Annotated in this window: 26 protein-coding genes; 8 read left to right on the top strand and 18 right to left on the bottom strand. The window is 64.6% G+C overall.

The genetic code is table 11. The features are described from left to right. Positions 1-8 precede the first annotated feature (8 nt). The 11 genes from QRN04_RS06465 to QRN04_RS06415 form a co-directional block, all read right to left on the bottom strand. A complete protein-coding gene (locus tag QRN04_RS06465) occupies positions 9-422 on the bottom strand; it encodes a hypothetical protein (RefSeq protein WP_056387620.1) in 414 nt (137 codons plus the stop codon). Positions 423-449: 27 nt separating this feature from the next. Next, positions 450-587 (bottom strand): hypothetical protein, encoded by a 138-nt coding sequence (locus QRN04_RS06460; RefSeq protein ID WP_156783993.1) that lies wholly within the window; start codon positions 585-587, stop codon positions 450-452. Positions 588-805: 218 nt separating this feature from the next. After that, the gene (locus QRN04_RS06455) at positions 806-1,036 is read right to left on the bottom strand and encodes a hypothetical protein (protein ID WP_056387625.1); all 231 of its coding nucleotides are present in this window, start codon (positions 1,034-1,036) and stop codon (positions 806-808) included. Continuing rightward, positions 1,033-1,296 (bottom strand): hypothetical protein, encoded by a 264-nt coding sequence (locus tag QRN04_RS06450; protein WP_133830782.1) that lies wholly within the window; start codon positions 1,294-1,296, stop codon positions 1,033-1,035. The genes QRN04_RS06455 and QRN04_RS06450 overlap by 4 nt, the downstream gene beginning before the upstream one ends. Positions 1,297-1,471: 175 nt before the next feature. Next, positions 1,472-1,963 carry a single-stranded DNA-binding protein gene (locus tag QRN04_RS06445; RefSeq protein WP_021473537.1) on the bottom strand — a complete coding sequence of 164 codons (492 nt, stop codon included), beginning with the start codon at positions 1,961-1,963 and terminating at the stop codon, positions 1,472-1,474. A 232-nt stretch (positions 1,964-2,195) separates the two neighbouring features. Then, entirely contained in the window at positions 2,196-2,459 is a 264-nt protein-coding gene (locus tag QRN04_RS06440; protein WP_133830784.1) for a hypothetical protein, read from the bottom strand. Between the two features lie 19 nt (positions 2,460-2,478). Continuing rightward, positions 2,479-2,718, bottom strand: coding sequence for a hypothetical protein (locus QRN04_RS06435; protein WP_133830785.1), 240 nt, complete (start codon positions 2,716-2,718; stop codon positions 2,479-2,481). Further along, positions 2,718-3,038 (bottom strand): hypothetical protein, encoded by a 321-nt coding sequence (locus tag QRN04_RS06430; protein WP_284975266.1) that lies wholly within the window; start codon positions 3,036-3,038, stop codon positions 2,718-2,720. Before QRN04_RS06430 ends, QRN04_RS06435 begins: the two co-directional genes overlap by 1 nt. Positions 3,039-3,238: 200 nt before the next feature. Continuing rightward, positions 3,239-3,526: a hypothetical protein gene (locus QRN04_RS06425; RefSeq protein WP_133830787.1), complete on the bottom strand. Its 288-nt coding sequence runs from the start codon at positions 3,524-3,526 to the stop codon at positions 3,239-3,241. An 86-nt stretch (positions 3,527-3,612) separates the two neighbouring features. Next, on the bottom strand, positions 3,613-3,978 hold the full coding sequence (locus QRN04_RS06420) for a hypothetical protein (protein WP_284975265.1): 366 nt from the start codon (positions 3,976-3,978) through the stop codon (positions 3,613-3,615). Positions 3,979-3,997: 19 nt separating this feature from the next. Then, the gene (locus tag QRN04_RS06415; protein ID WP_284975264.1) at positions 3,998-4,648 is read right to left on the bottom strand and encodes a homing endonuclease associated repeat-containing protein; all 651 of its coding nucleotides are present in this window, start codon (positions 4,646-4,648) and stop codon (positions 3,998-4,000) included. Between the two features lie 325 nt (positions 4,649-4,973). On the opposite strand from QRN04_RS06415, the gene QRN04_RS06410 reads away from it, so the two are divergent. Next, positions 4,974-5,843 carry a hypothetical protein gene (locus QRN04_RS06410; RefSeq protein ID WP_284975263.1) on the top strand — a complete coding sequence of 290 codons (870 nt, stop codon included), beginning with the start codon at positions 4,974-4,976 and terminating at the stop codon, positions 5,841-5,843. Between the two features lie 187 nt (positions 5,844-6,030). Here QRN04_RS06410 and QRN04_RS06405 read toward each other — a convergent pair whose 3' ends face one another. The 4 genes from QRN04_RS06405 to QRN04_RS06390 all read right to left on the bottom strand — a co-directional run bounded on the left by QRN04_RS06405 (position 6,031) and on the right by QRN04_RS06390 (position 7,662). Continuing rightward, positions 6,031-6,468 carry a hypothetical protein gene (locus QRN04_RS06405; RefSeq protein WP_133830789.1) on the bottom strand — a complete coding sequence of 146 codons (438 nt, stop codon included), beginning with the start codon at positions 6,466-6,468 and terminating at the stop codon, positions 6,031-6,033. A 106-nt stretch (positions 6,469-6,574) separates the two neighbouring features. Continuing rightward, on the bottom strand, positions 6,575-7,075 hold the full coding sequence (locus tag QRN04_RS06400) for a hypothetical protein (RefSeq protein ID WP_133830790.1): 501 nt from the start codon (positions 7,073-7,075) through the stop codon (positions 6,575-6,577). 150 nt (positions 7,076-7,225) lie between these two features. Further along, positions 7,226-7,360: a hypothetical protein gene (locus QRN04_RS06395; RefSeq protein ID WP_284975262.1), complete on the bottom strand. Its 135-nt coding sequence runs from the start codon at positions 7,358-7,360 to the stop codon at positions 7,226-7,228. Between the two features lie 146 nt (positions 7,361-7,506). Further along, entirely contained in the window at positions 7,507-7,662 is a 156-nt protein-coding gene (locus tag QRN04_RS06390) for a hypothetical protein (protein ID WP_284975261.1), read from the bottom strand. A 139-nt stretch (positions 7,663-7,801) separates the two neighbouring features. Here QRN04_RS06390 and QRN04_RS06385 point away from each other — a divergent pair, with 139 nt between their 5' ends. Beyond that, positions 7,802-8,275 (top strand): hypothetical protein, encoded by a 474-nt coding sequence (locus QRN04_RS06385; protein ID WP_133830791.1) that lies wholly within the window; start codon positions 7,802-7,804, stop codon positions 8,273-8,275. A 109-nt stretch (positions 8,276-8,384) separates the two neighbouring features. Then, on the top strand, positions 8,385-8,669 hold the full coding sequence (locus tag QRN04_RS06380; RefSeq protein WP_139126767.1) for a hypothetical protein: 285 nt from the start codon (positions 8,385-8,387) through the stop codon (positions 8,667-8,669). Between the two features lie 70 nt (positions 8,670-8,739). Here the strand turns inward: QRN04_RS06380 and QRN04_RS06375 are convergent, their stop codons facing one another. After that, positions 8,740-10,044 carry a Y-family DNA polymerase gene (locus QRN04_RS06375; protein WP_133830792.1) on the bottom strand — a complete coding sequence of 435 codons (1,305 nt, stop codon included), beginning with the start codon at positions 10,042-10,044 and terminating at the stop codon, positions 8,740-8,742. Between the two features lie 15 nt (positions 10,045-10,059). Further along, the gene (locus QRN04_RS06370; RefSeq protein ID WP_133830793.1) at positions 10,060-10,515 is read right to left on the bottom strand and encodes a LexA family protein; all 456 of its coding nucleotides are present in this window, start codon (positions 10,513-10,515) and stop codon (positions 10,060-10,062) included. 402 nt (positions 10,516-10,917) lie between these two features. Between QRN04_RS06370 and QRN04_RS06365 the strand changes: the two genes are divergently transcribed. The 3 genes from QRN04_RS06365 to QRN04_RS06355 all read left to right on the top strand — a co-directional run bounded on the left by QRN04_RS06365 (position 10,918) and on the right by QRN04_RS06355 (position 13,913). After that, positions 10,918-11,328, top strand: a complete 411-nt coding sequence (locus tag QRN04_RS06365) for a hypothetical protein (protein ID WP_208294365.1) — start codon at positions 10,918-10,920, stop codon at positions 11,326-11,328. Beyond that, positions 11,325-12,362, top strand: coding sequence for a hypothetical protein (locus tag QRN04_RS06360; RefSeq protein ID WP_208294366.1), 1,038 nt, complete (start codon positions 11,325-11,327; stop codon positions 12,360-12,362). Before QRN04_RS06365 ends, QRN04_RS06360 begins: the two co-directional genes overlap by 4 nt. A 120-nt stretch (positions 12,363-12,482) precedes the next feature. Next, positions 12,483-13,913: a hypothetical protein gene (locus QRN04_RS06355; RefSeq protein WP_284975260.1), complete on the top strand. Its 1,431-nt coding sequence runs from the start codon at positions 12,483-12,485 to the stop codon at positions 13,911-13,913. 158 nt (positions 13,914-14,071) lie between these two features. Here the strand turns inward: QRN04_RS06355 and QRN04_RS06350 are convergent, their stop codons facing one another. Then, a complete protein-coding gene (locus QRN04_RS06350; protein WP_056387674.1) occupies positions 14,072-14,563 on the bottom strand; it encodes a hypothetical protein in 492 nt (163 codons plus the stop codon). A 238-nt stretch (positions 14,564-14,801) separates the two neighbouring features. On the opposite strand from QRN04_RS06350, the gene QRN04_RS06345 reads away from it, so the two are divergent. Together QRN04_RS06345 and QRN04_RS06340 are read left to right on the top strand one after the other, a co-directional pair. Further along, complete coding sequence (locus tag QRN04_RS06345; protein ID WP_284975259.1) at positions 14,802-17,222, top strand: type IA DNA topoisomerase; 2,421 nt, start codon at positions 14,802-14,804, stop codon at positions 17,220-17,222. Between the two features lie 253 nt (positions 17,223-17,475). Then, positions 17,476-18,375: a hypothetical protein gene (locus QRN04_RS06340; RefSeq protein ID WP_133830795.1), complete on the top strand. Its 900-nt coding sequence runs from the start codon at positions 17,476-17,478 to the stop codon at positions 18,373-18,375. Positions 18,376-18,388 lie beyond the last annotated feature (13 nt).

Genomic DNA, 18,388 nt, shown 5'->3' with positions numbered 1-18,388 from the left:
TTCGCCACTCACTTCCAGGTCGGTGCCCGCAGAGAGTCCGGAGCCGTGCAGCCGTCGCACGGCCTGGCCGCTGGCGCGAGGTGGTGCTCGACGAGATGGGACAGGAACCGGACTCCGACCTCGACGTCCGTCGTGAACGACTCGTCATCGGCCGTGCCGACGATCTGCGCGGAGGCGACCGTCGAGTCGATGTCCAGGTCGATGACCAGCTGCAGGGCGAGGCCCGGCGCGGGGCCGATCAGCTCGACGAGCACCTGGTAGTCCGGCTCGCACGAGTGCGAGACCCAGCCGACGTGGCGCTCGAGCTCGTCGGCGTCGTCGGCGGCGTTCAGCTCCTGGAAGACCGCTGCGACGGCGGACAGGAAGCCGGTGAGGGTGTGGTCGTGGTTGCGGTGATGACGGTGCTGCACGGAGGTCGACATGGCCCCTCCTCGGTCGATGGGTGGTGATCAGCGGATCTCGGAGTAGCCGCACTCCGGGCAGGTGTGGGTGCAGGCGCAACCGCGCCGGCCGGCCCGTTCGCGGGCCGTGGCGGGGGCGTCGGACTCCATCGGCGCGCCATCGTTGGGGCAGCTGAGACCAGACATGGCGGACCTCCAGTGAAGTGTGGCAGGACGGGGACGTTGTCCTTCGTCGTCAGATCCGGATCGGCTGTGCCGATCCCCTCCACACAGGCCACGAACGAAACCTGAACGAAAAGACAGCGCCCCGCCACGCCGCTGCTGCCGGGAGGGCAGGGCAGGGCGCGCGGGGCGCTGGTGGGGCCGGAGCCACGGAGGGATCGAACCGCTCTGCACGGAAGCTCTCAGCGCCGGATCCCGACGGCGGCCTTGCACCGCTTGGTGAGGACCAGGAACTGGAAGAAGGCTACGGCAGCCGACTCACCGAGGAAGTAGTGCACTTCTTCGATCGTCATCCCACTGGGGTCGAAGTCGACGATCCGGGGATACGTCTCGGCGAGGATCCGCGCCGCCGCGGGAAGCCCGGCAGCCGGCTGGACCTCGGCGGCGGGCTCGAGCTGCTGGACCAGGCTCATTCCGGGTCCTCCAGGTCCATCCGCCCGGTGACGGTGCGGAAGCGCTCCACGGGGCGGGTGCCGCCGTGATCGGCGACGAAGACCTGGCTGGCGTGAAGGCGCAGCTTCTGGATGACGGCGGTGACGACGTCGTCGACCATGGCCTCGACATCCGGTCCGGGGTGGTCGGTGATCACCGAGCCGACGACGGCGGTGAGCCCTGCGTGCAGGGCCTGGTCGTGATCGGTGGCCTCGACGGTCGCGTCGGCGACGATCTGCATGGCGGAACTCCTTCTCTTGGCTGATGACGTTGGGGGCAGGGCAGGACGGCGGCCAGCGAAAGCAGATCCCCGTCCGAGCAGCCCGAGGCTCCTCGGACGGGGACTGTCGGCGTGCGTGAGCCGCCTATTCGGTTGTTATTCAGTTGTGGGTTGTGCTGGGTGCGGGGCGCGCTTCTCAGGAGAAGGGCAGCTCCTCGCTGTGGACGGCGCTGGCGACGGCCGGCTGCGGTGCGGCAGCGGCTGCGACGGGAGCCGGAGCCGGCTGGGTCTGCAGGGCCTGGTTCTGCGCCTCGGCGGCAGCGACGCGCTCGTTCACGCGGGCCTGGGTCACCGAGCGGGGCTCGAGGAACGTGATGTCCTCGACGACTGCCTTGAGTTCGAAGACCTCGACACCGTTCTTGGTGTAGCGGTCCTGGCGCAGCTTGAGGTTCACGGCCACGAGGTCACCCTTGTGGATGCTCGCGAACGGGCCGATGCCGTTGGTGGTCGCGCGCACGAAAGCCTCGACCGGCACAGCGTCAGCGCCGCGGTTGCCCTGGCTGTCGGTGTAGTTGTGGTCGGCCATCAGGGTGAACGCGACCTTCTTGGAGCCGTCCTGGTTGTTGAAGACGACCGGGTCCTTGGTCAGGCGGCCGATGACGGTGGCGGAGTTGCGGGGGTTCGACATGAGTGTTTCTCCTCGTTGTGCACGAAACGCGCGGGCAGTGTCCCTGCTCCGCGCGCGATGGTGAGTTGAAGTGTTCGGTTGTCTCTCAGACCCCCATCCGGATCAGCTGTGCTGATCAGACGATGATCTTTCGAATGAAGACTCGGATCAGCTGTGCTGATCGAGCGCTCCTCAGTGCTCCTTCCGGATCAACTGCGTTGATCCCAGATGCCCTTGCATCACGGGTCCCGCATCAGCTGCGCTGATCGAACCCGGTACGCCCGGCCCCAGGCCAGCCCGGTGCTGCTCCCAGATCCCAGAGTTCGGCCTCGATCTGATCGGCCGCGGCCACGTCTCCGCTCTCGCAGGCCCGCCGGTAGTCCTCCTCCAGGTACGCGATCTGCCCGTCCCGGTTCGGGAACCGTCGCCGGAACAGCAACCAGCCCAGCCACGCGAGGCAGATCATGAAGGCAAGAGTGGTGATGAGGACTCCGGTGCTCTCGATGATGTTGTCCATGGCGTTTCTCCTGTCTGCTTCAGATCCGCAGCCGCCGGCGGACCAGGTCCATGAGCGTCGGGTCGGGTGTATGTCCCTGGGCCTGCTGCAGCTGCAGCCAGGCGAGGACGTTCTGCGTGTCCTGGGCCTCGAGCTGGCGGCGCTCGACCTCCAGCTGTTCCTCGCCGAGGGCGAGCATCCGCCCCTGGAGCTGTTCGATCTTCTCGAGGTGGCCGGTGTTCACTTTCAGGACGCTCAGCGCATGGGTGTCCGCGGCCATCAGAGCGTCACCTCGACCTCGTGGGCGGTGGAGGCGAACGGGCCGACGGTCACGGAGCGCATAATGCGGACGAGCCCCGCATCCTGCAGGCGCTCGGCCAGGCCAGCGTGTTCCGACCAGTCCTTGATGAACACCCGCCCCGGGCCGGCTACGAGGCCATATGCCTCGAGGTTCACCGAGATGCGCTCGGGGGCCTCGTCGGTCAGGAGTATGAGGCTGCGCTGGGCGTCGGCGTGCTGAAGGGTGCCCGTGAGCTCGATGACGCCGAAGTCGACGGCGACGCTGTGCCTGATGACGGGCGGTGCGATGGTCTGGTCCATGGTTCTTCTCGCTTTCGATGCCTGCACGGGCAGGTGAATGGTTGTTGACCCCGGGCCGCCGTGGCTTCGTTGCCGGGCTGCGGCAGGAACGGTGTGTCCGGCGCTTCTCGCGACGGCCCGGGGCTGTTCGTGGTGCGGCGGTGGGCCGCATGAAGTCTTGACCCAGCCCCGCAGGAGGCCAGGGGCCGGAAGGGGTCTCTTTAGATTCCCCGGCGGGCCCAGTCGTAGACCTCGGCGGGACCGCGACGGGACCTCGCGGAGCCCTGGCCCTGCCCCTGGATGAGACGAAGGGTCGGGCGGGCGGTGGGTATAGGAATGGGAACGAGTGAGCTGTTTGCCTCCTCGGCCTGCGGCTGCTGTGCTGCCACCTTGTCTGTATGTCTGCGCCGGAGCGCAGCCTCGGCCTCGGCGTAGAGGCAGATGAGCCCGAGCACAAAGACGGCGAGGAGCACGATGAGGGCCCAGCTCTGCAGTGGTGTCATGGGCATGAGCGGGACGCTCCTTCACTGGTCGATGGTTCAGTCGATGAGTCCCCCGGCGCAGCTGCGCTGCGTCGCTGCATCCCTGCCCCGGGTCAGGAGGCCCGGCGGGCAACGGTGTGCCCACAGGCGAGGTAGGCGATGTCGTAGAGCGGGGCCGGGCCCCAGGCGGCCTTCCAGTCCGCGGGCAGCGGCAGCGGCTCCGTCGTGCGCAGGACGACGTCCTGCGGCATGCCAGGGATGCCGCCCTCGACATCGGGCACCGGATCGTCCCCGGGGGTGCAGCCGCCGCACCACTCCTGTTCGGGCAGGAGCGCAGCGGCGGCCTGCAGTTGGATCTGCTGTGCGATGGCGTCCGACGGCGGTGCGTCGTCGATGACGTCATGGAGGGGGCGGGCGATCGTCATGATGGAGTCCTTCGGTCTGTGTGCGGTCAGTGGGATGAGCGGGATGGCAGCCACCCGCGCCAGGGCCGCCGGCTCAGCCCACGGCGAGCTGCGTGGCCCGCGACCAGCTGCCCATCCGGAACCGGATGGTGGCCGCCGGCGGGACATGGGTCCGGCAAATGCCGTCGGTGCCGCCGGTGCGCCAGGCCTCGTAGGCGAGCACGGCGATGGAGCCGGTCTTGATCCAGCACTCGCGCAGGGCGTCGAGGATCATCTCCTCGGTCCACTTCGTGGTCGCGCCCTGGAAGTGCAGCGGCTGCTCGGTGGTGTTCAGGCCCGCTCTCTCCAGGGCTGCATTCCAGGAGCCGAACCGGCGCTCCAGCAGCGGCGCGGATGGTTCGTCGTCGTGTCTGCGGCGGATGTAGTCGTTGCGCGGGAGGCTGTCCCGGTCCGCGGCGCAGCGCAGGAGCGCGTCGACCATCTGCTTTTCGGTGTAGGTCTGGACAGGCCCTTGGACGGCTCGGGCCGGCTCTGCGGGGTCGAATGCCGTGCAGGCGTAGGCGTTTCCGGCCAGCGCGTGGGAAATTGTGTGCTCCGAGATCCAGTGATCGTCCGTGTGCGGATCGGGGTTCTCGCACTGCACGCCGCCGCTCTCGTGGTGCTGGCACGGCAGGTGCTCCTGCACCTGCGGGTCCGCGATCTGGCAGCGCGGCATCAGGTCCGTCGGCACAGTCGTCCGGGTCATTGGCAGTCCCTCTCTCGGGTCGGCGTCGTCCGGGCGCGGCATGCCGTCCCGACCCGGCCCACCCAGGGACCGGGTGACGCGCTCGGGACGCGTCGAGCACCCGTCCGGATCAACTCCGTTGATCCCTCCCAGCCCAGCTGCCCCCTGGCGATACCAGGCATCGCCAGGGCCTGGCGCAGACCTTCTGTCAGCCGTCTTTTGTGTCGCTCTTCGCGCATCATCCGATAGACCATTCGATTGGTCTATCGGATAAGATGTACTGGAAGACCAGTCGGATGCGGGCTCTGTGCCATCCGGCGCAGACATCGACCCGACAGGAGAGGCCATGGCGATGAAGACCCCGATGACGAGGAAGGCGGCATTGTCCGCCGCCGCACTGGCGGTGCTGGGCAGCCTGCTCGCCGGATGCTCCGCCGGCTCAGAGACGGCGCAGCCGTCGCCGAGCCCGAGCACCAGCGCGGCGAAGGTGACGAGCGAGGACCTCGGCAAGGCGCTGGACCGGCTCGTGTTCCAGGGCACCGGGGCCAAGAGCACCGACGGCGGCGCGTGCCTGGTCCGCGCCGCCCAAGACAAGAAGCTCTCGGACGCCGCGCAGGCCTACATCGTGGGCAAGGGCAGCGACGACATCGCCGCGGTGGCAAATGGCCTGCGCGAGGTCAGCGCGATGGACGCCGCGATCATGCTCTCCCCTGAGCTGGGCGACAAGTTCGACGTTTGCGTCGACGCGGTGATCCCGCCGACCCCGGCCCCGGATGCCACGACCGGCAAGGACGGCAAGGACGGCAAGGACGGCAAGGACGGCAAGGACGGCAAGGATCAGGTCTACGTGCCGCCGAATCAGGGACAGGAGCTCCCCCAAGCCCGGCAGCCGGATCTCACGCCGAAGTTCCCGGTGCCCCAGGGCACGAGCATCAGCTCCTCCTCGCAGCTGACCGCGGGGCTCGTTTCGACGTTCTCCGCCTATGCGCTGAACGAGGATCAGAAGAAGACCTATGCAGCCTCGGGCGCTTGCCTGGCGGGCGTCGTCTTCCAGGCGGGGTTCTCGCAGGAGACGCTGCGCTTCCTCGCCGGCGGCGCACCAATAGGGGCCGGATCGATCTCGGACTTCCTGCCGAAGGACGAGGACAAGAAGATCTGGAAGTCGAAGGACTTCACCTCGGCACTCGTGGACTGCACGGCCAGCGCCAACGTCTGAGGCTCATCCATCGCGGCTTTTCGTCCTGCCGTTGATTGGCTTCTACCGATCAAAAAAGAAGAACCGGTGCATACTCGCACCGGTTCTTCTTTTCCTGGTCACAAAGCTGCCGAAGTCATAGCAAGACCCAGATGGCAGCATTCCAGAGCGGAGTCCGCGTCACAGCACTTCGATGGCGACGTCGGCACTAGAGCCGTTTTGGCTGCGCATTGCCGAGGTGCGCGCGCACCACGGCAATGTCCCTCGTCGGGTCGCGCCGGATCCGCTTCGACTTGACGATGAACGCGGACTTCTCGATCACAATGAGCTTCAATCCATGTTCGGGGATAAGAAGGCGCTTGCGTTCGTCGTAGAGGCGACGTTGCTCGCCGCGACCGACACCAGAGACGGTCTGCCGCCGATCGAAGAACGGTGACGGTTTCGAATGCTGCTCCTCCTGGAACTCGACTACGAGCTTAAGATCGGACCAAAAGCCGTCCACGGGTAGCTTGGTGCCGAGGGGTCGCAAAGGGGACGGGTCGCCGCGGAGCCAATCGAACGTCGCTTGGCGACAGCTGCTCATGCCGAGGACGCCGTCGCACAGGTCAAGCACGTAGTGCTCATCGGACGCAGTGCGGTCGACCATGCCGTGATTCTTGCAGAGTTCAGCCGAGAGGCCCATGCTTCATAGGTTCAAGAACAATGTTTGGTCCGCTCTGAGAGCTTAGGATCTCGGAACCAGGCTGATTCGGTCAGTGCCGCCGTCTGCCGGATACGGCCCGGTGCCAGTATTCCGCTTCTGCACTTGTCAGAATCTCGTAGATCTCCTCGACCACGAACTTGCCCAAATAAGGGCGTTCCTCGGCGCTCAAAGTTCCCAGAGACACCAGTGCAGCCGACAACAGCACATCGTCCTCAATCGAAGGCTCAACCCATTCCCGCACGCAATCGTCGGCGAGGTCCTCCCAGACATATGGCGAGGTTGCTATGGCCTCCCTGACCGCGGCGAGTCGCACCCTTACGTCTCCGCTGCGGGACCGCGTGTAGAGACGGATCTGGTATTCATCCGAGGCCGGGGGCACAAGTGGTGCCCCGCCGGCGACCGAATGCTGCGCAGCAATGACCTGGTAGCGGGCCCGGGCAGGGTGTCGGTCATGGAGGTCCTGGCGTATTTCCCTGATGCGGTGCCCGGGGCGCAATGTTGCAATTCCAGGGATGCGGTTGTCCCGCCTATTCGCGTTGTGTGGTGCCATGACCTGTCCCGACAAGCGGCCAATACGTGTCCCCCTCCCTCATGATAGGCCCGGTTCGGACGGAGGTTGAAGGCCACCGGATCGAGGCGGCTGGGCATACCGGAACGAGCTTGATCGTCCCTGCGGTTTTCCACATACGTCAGGACTCCCCTATCGGCAGTCGGCAACCGATGCTGCACTGGAGGCATGCTCAGCTACGAAGACATCATTCTGCTCGGCGAGGAACGGGTCCTGGTCATCCAGGAACACAAAGAGGGCCGTTGCTGGTGTGGCCAGACCTGGCAATGACCAACCTTGACGGGCGCTGTCTTGGTTGTATGGCTGGTGCTTCCTGATTCCGGACTGCTTGCTTCAGGCCGGACCAGGACCTTGCTGGGAAGGGGCCAGGTGAATTCAGCAGGGTATCCGGGCGGAGGAGCATACTGAAACGGTTACACCTCACGGTCCGGAACGCGAATGATGATCATCCGGGATCCTTCCGGGATTTTGGCCTTCGCCGCGGCCAGGGTGGTGCCATAGTCGGGGCCTGTCGCGCTGACGCGCATCATTTCGCCCTGGGCATCTTCAATGGTCAATTCAACCTCCATAGCTCTGAGCATAGAGCCCTGCCCGGCCGTCCTCTGTCCGTTGGAGAAGAGAAAGCTGTCAAGTAACAGCATGCGCAGTGAGTAGCCTGCCTAAGACCGGAGCGAGACTGGGATTGCCGGTAAAGGCTAGACTGCCTGAGTGCCCGGTCATGATCAAGAAGGCCCGTTCGATCGGGCGCAGCCGCTCAATCCATCACGTCTTCAGCAGCCCAAGGACAAGTCAGTCCAGTCTGAGCCCATTGAAGTGCCCAACCCTGAGGCCGCCGGAGCCTGCGAGCAGGATATGAGCCAGGGCCCGACCCGCTGGCAGCGGATCAAGGATCATCCGGCTTTCAAGACAGGTCTCGCCGTTGGCGCTCTTGCGGCTGCTGGCGCGGTCACGTTGTTGACACTGAGGTCGCCCGAAGCATTCAAGCAGGTCAGCGCGGCGGTCTGGGAGAAAATCCCTGAGTTCACGGAGGCGGCTTTCGAGGGCATCGGCGAGGAGGCCAGCAGAAAGTCTCCGACCGAGCATAATGTCAGCGGGCACCAGCGCGTGCAGCACTACGGTCCCGGCGGCACCGAGACAAAGTTCGTCCAGGTATCGCCTTACTCGCGTGGAGGTAGTACCTAACAGGCGCATGCGATACTGACCGTGTCGAAAATTGCGGTTGTGCTTGTCGTCAGCGGTTTATGTCATATCAGAAACGGCTTCGGCGGGACGTATTGGGACGGTAGGGCCTTTGGGTATCTTTGATTTCCTTGCGAAGAAGGAAAAAAGCTGGGACGAGATCGATGTCTACGAGGGTGAAACGCCCCCGTGCCCCAACTGTGGGACGCCCCTGGTGAAAAAGTTTGTTTACTCCGAGATGTACTGCCTTGAGTGTCGCTACGGTCTAGATGACGATGACGATGACGACAGCGAGGCGCTGAGTGTTTACGATGCAGCTCAGATCTGGGCCTCACACGGTAAGGATGAGGATTACATGTTCGGGTATTCCTCGGAGGAACTCGAAGCCGCGCTTTAATGTGGCAGGTCGCTGCTCGAGTTTGCTGCCGGCGCGGGTGCTGTTGAGGTCCTGCGCTTCCCTTACCCCGCTATGCCACAGCGACCGGCAGCTCGTCCCAGTGGGTCGTGCAGCGCTTCGAGAGCATGGCGCGCTTCATCTCCCACGCCGGCGGGGTCTTCATGCCACCCAGGCCCACACCCACTGCCTGCGCGCCGAGCTTTCTCGTGATTTCGTCAAGTACCTTCCCTACTCCCCGATCTTCGAATTCGGATTGGAACACAGGTAGGAACTGAACGCCGTCACTCGCGCGCAGTCCCGTGAGTACAACTCCTGCACGGGCGTAGCGGATACCGGCGGTCGGAAACAGATCAGGCAGGATCACACTGGCAGCTTTCGTAAGCGCGATCGGGTCATCGGTCGGCATGGCCAGCGGAACAGCCCGGTGGGCTGAATGCGGGACGGTTCCTTCGTCGGCCCAGCCGGTCGAAGCCCACACCGAGAGCACGCCGGCGACGGACCCCTGGGCCCGAAGACGGGCTGAGACCCGCTGGGCGTAGATCGACAGAACCTGATGCATCTCGTCAGGGTCCGTAAGCTTGCGCGAGAAGCTCCTGGAATAGATCAGCTGGTCCTTGGCAGCCGGCGGCTGGGTCTCCAGCCCGATACATTTTTGCCCGCGCAGCTCCAGGATGGTTCTTTCCATGACGACGGAGAACCGTTTGCGGAGCCATTTGGCATCAGCGTCACGCAGTTCTCTGGCCGTGTGGATGCCGAGCGCAGCCAGGCGCTTGCCGTTACGCCCGGCGACGCCCCAGAGGTCAGTCACATGGAGGGAGTCAAGGATCCGGTCAAGCTGCTCCTCCGAAAACCGCCGGAGATCGAGAACTCCATTGAACGCGGGGTTTTTCTTGATGCCGAGAGCCGCTACCTTGGCGAGGGTCTTCGTGGGACCGATCGCGACGCGGACAGGAATTCCGGTCAGCTGGAGGACAGTCCGTCGGATCTCCTGTCCCCGTGATTCGAGTTCTTCAGGAGCGCCCCGCAGCTTCAGCCAGCTTTCGTCGATCGAATACACTTCCTGCCACGCACTGAAGCGGCCCAGAATGGTGGCAACCCGTGCACTCAGCGAGCCATAGAGCTCATAGTTCGATGACCTGGCTTCGACGCCCTTGGCCTGGCACCAGCCGCGGATCTTGAACCACGGCTTGCCCATGATGTCAGGATCGAGCTCCTTCACCAGCGGGCACGCGGCAACCACACAGCCGTCATTGTTCGAGAGGACAAGGGTCGGCCGGTCATGCAGCGTGGGGTCGAAGACGCGCTCCGCGTTGGCGTAAAAGGAGACGCAGTCTACGAGAGCGATTTGATCGGATGCTGGGGTGAGAGTCGTCATTGCCACGGCTGGAGACTATAGGCGGGGTCTGACACCACGTTTGGTTTTCGCAGGAGACAGAATCCATGTGACCACGCCCCAGACTGACATCTCGGTGTGTTCGTGGAGAACGACGTCCGCATAGTCAAGGTTCTCTGCCACGAGAACGGTACGTCCCTGGATGACGTCCAGCCGCTTGACGGTGTATTCGCCGTCAACGACGGCGATCACGATCTTGCCCGGAACGGGATCGATCCCCCGGTCCACGAGCAGCAGGTCGCCGTCATTGATTCCGGCTCCGGTCATGGAATGGCCGGCTGCACGCCAGACAAATGTACATGTTGGGTCCCGGACCAGGTGCTGGACAAGATCAAGGTCCCCGGACCAATATCCCTCTGCAGGGCTGGGGAAGCCGCAGGCGACGGCTTCCGGCGCGAACGGGAGTATCAGCGGCTCGTCGAGCGCCAACGGTTCTGGCTGCGAGGCCTGCATGTCCACTTCCTTTTCGAACATATGTTCGATGGAATCGTACGCCCGGGCGGGAACGGCACGCAACGTGGAGCAACTGCCGGGCGGACCGGACAGGCCTGGGCTCTGGGACTGCGGGCAGGAATAAAGGCCCCGGTGCGCTTCATGCGCGTCGGGGCCTTCTCTTTTTCGCACGAACGGGAGGTGCGAACCAACGTTCAGCGGCCCCGGCCTTGGGGTCGAGGAACCGAGGCCGCCTGGGACACGCGATCAGGCGCTGACCGGGTGACGCAGATGACTCCACCTCTCTGCCCGACCTCTCCGCAAAGGTCTGTCACAAGTCATTGCCCAATCATTCGTGACAGACAATCGAATGACGTTAGAATGGACTCGTACATCAGTCGAATATGACAGGAGAGGCCAGACATGACCGTCGTCGACGAGCCGAAGGCTGCGCCTCCCGCTGCGCGGGCTGCGACCAGGTCCGGTGGACCGAGCATCGACCAGAACGGCAGCGACCGCAGGGAGCGGGTCTTTACCCGCCTGTCCTCGGACGAGAAGCAGCGGGCGGAGTACTGGGCGCAGCGGCGCGGCTACCCCTCCGCCAACGAGTACTACGCCGAGGCGATCGCCGAGAAGATCCGGCGCGAGAATCTCGACTTCGACATCCCTGATCTGCTCACCGCGCGTATCAACCAGGTCGTCGACGAGCTCAAGGCGCTTTCGACGAACAACGCCAACCTCGAGCGGGTCGTGACCATGGGCTTCGATTCCCTGCTCGGGCTGACCAGGGGCGACAACTATCTGCTGGACGAGGAGAACGGGGAGCTGACGTGAGCCAGGGGCTGAACGAGATCATGCCGTCCACCGACGAGCTGATGGACGTCGACACGTCCTTCCTCGATGCGTACCGGACCGGCGGGAGCGAGGGCCTGAAGCGGGCCCAGGAAGGGGCACAGCCGGCGGAGCCGGAGCAGGACACGCCGGAGAAGGATGAGGCCCCGCAGCAGAGCGCCGAGAACCTTGACCGGGACACCGGTGCCGGCCAGCGTGGAGGCTCGGGAGCAGGCAGCGCCACTCCCCCGGCCCAGAGCGACGCCGTCGCCGTGGACAAAGCAGCGATGCCGCAGGTGCACGACGACGCAGACGCCGAAGCACACCCCGCGGCCCTCCCGGTGTCGCCGCCGGAAGATGCCAACCTCCTCCCGCCCGTCCCGCTCCAGCACACCGACCATCAGGAGGCCGTGCAGTCTGCGGCGGCCAGGGGCGGCTCCGGCGGAGGGGACGAGGGCAGCGAGTCGTTGCCACAGAGCGGCTTCCGGCTCGACGGCGTGAAGAGCCAGCCTGCCGTCCGGGCCCTGCCCGAGGCAATCGTCGGCGCGCTGCGGGAGCAGCTGCGCTCAGCGGCCGTCCGTGAGCTCGGTGTCGGCGACACGGCAGCCCGCGAGTTCGCCGAGCGGTTGAGCCAGGCAAGCCTGGTCACGGCCTTTCTGCTGGCCCAGCTCGACCTTGGACTGGCGACTGATGCTGCCACCCGGCGCGCGGCGCAGCTGTTCCGCTCCCGTGATCCGCTGCTGGGCAGCATCGCGGCGCGCATGGAATCCCTGGAGCGGAGGGGCCGTGAGCAGACCCAGGGCCTGGCCGCGCTGCACGGGCAGCTGGGTGAGGTAAAGGAGACCAGCGCGGCGATCGAGCAGGCACTCGCGTACTCGATCGCGGACCGCACGAGCAACTTCCTGCGCGGCTCGCACAATGTCCACGAGGCTCCGATCACGCACAAGGACGCGGTCTTCGTCCGGGACCGGGTGCGGGAGGCGACGAAGAAGCAGGCGAAGCTCGAGCGCGAGCGGGAAGGGCGGCCGATCCGATGAGCGCCGTGACGCACTGGAATACAGCGAACGGTCCTGGGGTGCGTCTCCGCGAACCGTAAAAAGGGTGGCTTGTGACGGGACAATTTGTCGAATCGGTGAACTTTGCCCGACGATCAGGGCATGGAAACTGCTGCCGGGTCCGATCCGAACTTCAGCCGCGTCGGAGCAATCGCGCTCGACACAAACATCTTCGCCGAAGCGCCCGGCATGGAAACACTGAGGTCTCTTTGTTCCCGCGCTGATAAGCACGGGCGCATTGAAATCTGGGTAACGGACACCGTTATCTGGGAATGGGGCCAGCACCTACACGGCCACCACGTATCACTCCGGGCTGCGACAAAGAAGCTTCACAGTGCCGGGTTTTCGGTGGAGGTCCCGGATGAAAAGACAGCCAAAGACATCGCGCTGGACCTGAGCGGGGTCATCACATCCTTGGGGTCCAGCATCCGTGTCCTCAGTACCGCAGATTTTGCCCATGAAGCTCTTCGTGACCAGATCCTGCTGGAAGGACCGGCCAAACGAAAGAGTGAGGTAAAAACCGGCGCAGCCGACAGTGCTCACCTCCGGGCGTACATCCATGAGGGGCGAAGCCGGGACCTGGAGTATGTAGTTGTCTCGGCAGATAAGGACACCCGCACCGCCTATCAGCAGTGGCTCGGGACCGAAGGTCCCCACATCTTCAGCGATCTCAGGAGGGCCACCGAAAAGATATTTGGTTCAGTTCCAAGTGATGCCGACGGGCTCAGCTTGGCTCTGCGGCTTGCCTACGAGGGCAATGTTCTGTTGCGGGACGTCACGATCAGCGAAGGGAATATGGGTGACTGGGAGGATCTGGTACCCGACGATATTTCCTCCCTTTCGTTCGACGTCGATGCCGCCTCGGCCAAACTCGTCGGACTCAACCACACCAAGCAGGACGCCACTGCATTGACGTTCACGGCCTTCTATCTTGCGGAGGTGAGGATCGCAGGTCTTCTGGAATCTCCGTGGAGCCGTGGAAGCACCAGGACGCAGGAAGCAACTGTTCCAAGGGCCCTTCTGCGAGCGGATATTTCCCTGCCCGCGGGGTCCACGTCAGCTGAGGATGCGCTGGTGACAAATTGCTATGTCGATGCAGGTGGAAGTGGCTGGAGGGAGCAAAGTGACGCGCTGGACAACGTCATGGATGCTCTTACTCTGGTCCCGGGGATCACCGTCGAACTTGATGGTCTGGCGTCTTGGCCGGAACAGAGGAGGAGTCAATCCTCCAATCTGCTGGTAGACGTTGCCGGGGTCCCCTTGGATCTCACCCTTTACGGCAGTTACTTCGGCAACTGGGAGTTGACGGCTTCGTATGGCGAGCGGAAGGTCATGCTGAAATGCGACGACCTTGGGGTTGGCTTTACCGATCCGGAAGGCGACGGCATCCCCGAGTACTACGACATCACTGCATTCGGCAGCGAAGCGTGGTCAGGGAACGCGGAGTTCGCAATCAATGAAATGCTGTTTGAGGCCCGACGCGCAGAGTTGACAGGCAGTGCCAACGATACTGAAGAAGAATCGCCGCAGTGAATGCGGCTCTCCGGCGCGTCGGAATGGCGAAACCGGCCGTCCCGTGAACCTGGGCCGCTGACCTGCGCCCCTCTGTAGTCGAAACGATCAGCCCGTTGCCATCAGGCAACGGGCTGATTTTCATTCCAGAGGCTGCAAGGAGGCCCACGGCCTGGCCGCTACGACCGGACGGTGAGCCGGCCTTCCTTCATGTCGTCGCGCAGCTGCGACAGCATGTACCAGTGCGCGCCTTTGGGCTTGAGGGAGATGTAGTGCTCGTGCTGCTTGCCATCCTGCTCCCAATCCAGGACCATCTCCGGACGGCGCAGCAGGCCCTGGTATTCGTCGACGTCGGCCCGGATTTCCACGCGCACACGTTCGTCCGCAGGCGGCACCAGCAGCACCGCGACGTCGCCCTCGTAGCTCAGTGAGACCTCCTGGGCGAGGAGCCGCCGTACGTCGGCCGTGCAAATCTCTCCGCGGGCGACGTCGAAGACGTTCTTGCCGTGCGTGGCGCTCTCCCAGGCGTCGATGCACTCGATCAGCATCGAGCACCCCTGGGCGATACGGATGATGTCCGCCTCGTCCGGCGGCCAGCTGCCTTCCTGCATCTCGATGAGCATGCTGCTGAAGTCCTGTGGTGTGCGCAGGAAAGCGTGGTCGAGGGCCATGGGATTCGTGCTCCTGGGTCGGGCGTGAGCGGGTGGCGACTCTATAGACGTTACCTCGATCCGGGGTCGTCGTGAATGATCCAGGCCCTCTCTGACCGGCGTGCCGGCGCGGGCCCTCGCCGCTCCCACTCGACTCGCTGGGCGACTCGCTCAGACTCGCCATTCGACTCGTTCTGTCGATAGACTTGTGACTGATTTATGAGTCGACTGGTTTATGAGTCACCGACGAAAGGGAGTCATGATGGTTGTCGGGATCCTCACCGAGAAGCCGAGCGCGGCGCGGCACTTCGCTGCAGCCCTCGGCGGCATGAACGGCACGTACAACGGGGAGCAGTTCGTCATCGCCCACGCCCGGGGGCACCTGTACGAGTTCGTCGATCCGCACCGGATGGTGGCGGATCCGGACGTGGCCGGGAAGTACCGGACCTGGGACCTGGGCAACCTGCCCTGGGACCCTCAGCAGCTGGACTGGAGCCTGGAGGTGATCAAGAACGCGAGCTCTGTCGCCGCGGACGTGAAGCGGACCCTGTGCAAGTGCGACGAGATCGTGATCGCCACCGACGTCGACCCCACGGGCGAGGGCGGCATGATCGCGGTCAATGCCTTCCTCGAGTTGGGGCTGAAGCCGGGCAAGTGGTCGCGCATGTACTTCACTGATGAGGCTCCGGCCTCGCTGCAGAAGGCCTTCGCCGCGCGCAAGGTCATTCCGTCACTCCTGGACTTCGACGAGTACCGCAAGGCGCGCTACCGCTCACAGTTCGACCTGCTCTCGATGCAGTTCACCCGCATCGCCACGAACATGGCCCGCCAGTCCGGGCAGGACACGGTGCTGCGCCAGGGCCGGTTGAAGTCGGCGATGGTCAAGCTCGTCGGCGACCAGCTGAAGGCGTACAACGACTACGTCAAGAAGCCGTTCTTCCAGAACCGGTTCCGTGACGAGAACGACGTGATGTACACGAACCCGGAGGAGCCGCGGTTCGACCAGAAGGACCAGGTGACGAACCAGTACGGCCCCTCCCCCGTCGTGCTCGACGGCAAGGCGACGAAGCAGACCGCGCCACCGAAGCTGCTGGACCTGGCCGCACTGTCCTCGCTCCTGGTGGGCAAGGGGATCAAGGCCCAGCTCGTGCTTTCGACCTACCAGTCCATGTACGAGGCCCAGGCCGTCAGCTACCCGCGCACTGCCGACGTGACGATCACGCCCGAGCAGTTCGACGAGCTCGCGCCCCTGGTGGACAAGATTGCCGGGGTCGTGGGTGTGGACGTGAAGCTCCTGACGCACCGCCAGCCGCGCAAGACGCACGTCAAGCCCCAGGGCGCGCACGGTGCGAACCGGCCGGGCCCGAAGGTGCCCGCTTCACTGGACGAGGTCGAGCAGCGCTTCGGCAAGGCCGGCCGCCTGATCTACGAGACGCTGGGCAAGAACTACCTGGCGATGATCGCCGAGGACTACGTCTACGAGCAGCAGAAGGGCCACGTCAAGGACTATCCGGACTTCGTGGGCATCGCCAACGTGCCCATGTCGGCAGGCTGGAAGGCGGTGTTCGATCCGGACGCCGGCGACGACACCGCCGAGGGCGACGAGAACGAGTCGGCCAAGGGCCTGGGCACCAACGCTGAGCCCTTCGTCTTCGAGGGTGCGAACAAGCGCCCCGAGCACCCGAGCATGAAGTGGCTGATGAAGCAGCTGGAGAAGCGCGACGTGGGCACGGGTGCCACCCGGACCTCGACGTACTCCGAGGTGACCTCGACGAAGACGAAGTACCCGCTGCTGCTGGAGAAGGGCCGCAAGCTCACCCTCGCCGAGGCCGGGGACATGAGCTGGCGGCTGCTTCCGGGCACCCGGATCGGCGACCTGGCGCTGACCGAGAAGGTCTATGCCGATATGAAGGAGATTGCCGCAGGCACCGGCCCGAGCGCAGAGGAGCGCCTCGCGGTCGTGGCCGACTGGGTGCGCGAGGACATCGCGACCATGCAGAAGAACGCCGCGACGATGCGCTCCGCACTGGGGCTCAAGGAGGAGGCCGTCACCCGGAAGGAGCGGGCGCAGGGCACCTGGGCCAAGACGGGCAAGGATGTGGTGTTCGCGCGTGAGTGGGGCGGCCACCGCTTCACCGACGACGAGGTCGCCCGGCTGCTGGCCGGGGAGACGATCGAGTTTTCGGCGAAGAGCACCACGGGCAAGGCCTATGAGGTCTTCGGCGAGCTTGGCGAGGGCACCTTCAAGGGCCGGAAGTTCGTCGGGTTCCAGAAGCTCGGCTTCGGCCGCCGCGACGCCAGCGGCAACGCTCTGCCGCCGGCGTCCTGGTGCCACTACACCTTTACGCCCGAGGAGATCGACCTCCTCATGGCTGGCGAGGGCGTCGAGTCCAGCGACTTCGTCTCAAAGAAGGGCAACCGCTTCCAGTGCAAGGTCTTCTTCCGCGAGGAGAAGAAGGGTGAGGGTAAGAAGATCGTGCCTGACTTCGAGGCCTCCCTGGACTCCCCGCCGAAGAGCTGGTGCGGGGTTGCCTTCACCGACGATCAGCTCGCGGCACTGGCCGCGGGCAAGACGATCAAGGGTACGGGCTTCACCTCGAGCAAGGGAAAGAAGTTCGACGCGACCTTGGCCTGGAAGGACGAGGGCGGCAAGAGGAAGCTCGTCCCCTTCTTCGGCTGAGGTTGCGCAGACTCGTTCCTGAATGATTATTCGGAGGTCAGTCCGATAGACTGTCCGTCCACGTACATCAGCACGCCACGGCACCGCCCGACGGCATCGGATCGCACGTCCGAGTCCGTTGGGCGGTGCCATTCTTGCGTCAGCCACGCTCGATTCGATAGGTCTATCTAAGGTAGAGTAGTCATGTATCCCTCGTCTATGAGGGCATTCGGACAGGCACAGACAAATCAGTGGTGGCAGCAGGGAGAGATTCATGGCGAAGATGTCGTACAAGGTGCCGACGAGCCTCAACAGGTCGTTCCTCGACCACGAGATCACGCTCAGCAAGGGCGGCTGGGCGGCGAAGCCCTCCCCCATCAAGCAGCTGTTCTTCTTCGGCGGGGGCGCGCTGGCGCTGCTGTGGGCGGTGACGCAGACCTTCGTGGCGAGCTCGGGTCCGGTGTTCATCACGCTCTTCGTCATCTGGGGCCTGGCACTGATCGTCTACTTCGGCGGCATGACCAAGACGAAGGAGCTGCGGGCGATGAACGTGCCCGCCCTGCTGGCGTACGCCCCGTCCCGGGCACGCAACGTCTTCACCCGCCGCAGCTCGGACCCGAGCGACTTCTACTCGATCGTCGGCATCGACGGCATCGAGGAGGACGGCCGGATCCACTTCTCCGACGGCGGTGAGGGGCAGGTCTACCTGGTCGTGGGCTCAGCGTCGTACCTGCTCTTCGACGAGGACCGCATCGGCATCCTGGACCGGGTCGACGCCTTCTGGCGCAAGATCGACACGAACTGCGAGTGGTCCTTCGTCACCACGAAGGAGCCGCAGCGGATTTACCACCAGGTGGCCTCGCTCGAGCACCGCAACCACGCCCTCGAGGTCCGCGACCCTGACCTGATCGAGCTGCAGAACGAGCAGTATGACATCCTCACGCAGCACGTCGGTGGCAAGTTCACCTCGATCCACCAGTACCTGCTGCTCAAGGGCAAGAGCGCTGACGCTCTGCGCCGGGCGCACATGGTGCTGCAGTCCGAGGTCGAGGGGTCCGCGCTGATGATCAAGGAGGCTACGGTCCTCGACCGCGAGGAGACCGAGCCCATGCTGCGGGTCTTCTACCAGGGCATCGAGGACGACCTGCACTCTCTCAAGGCCTCACTGAACTGACCGGGCCGAGCTG

The sequence above is a fragment of the Arthrobacter sp. efr-133-TYG-104 genome (assembly GCF_030208915.1).
Lineage (GTDB): Bacteria > Actinomycetota > Actinomycetes > Actinomycetales > Micrococcaceae > Arthrobacter.
The sequence above is the reverse complement of the archived record's forward strand: the minus strand, read 5'-3'. Positions and strand labels throughout refer to the sequence as shown.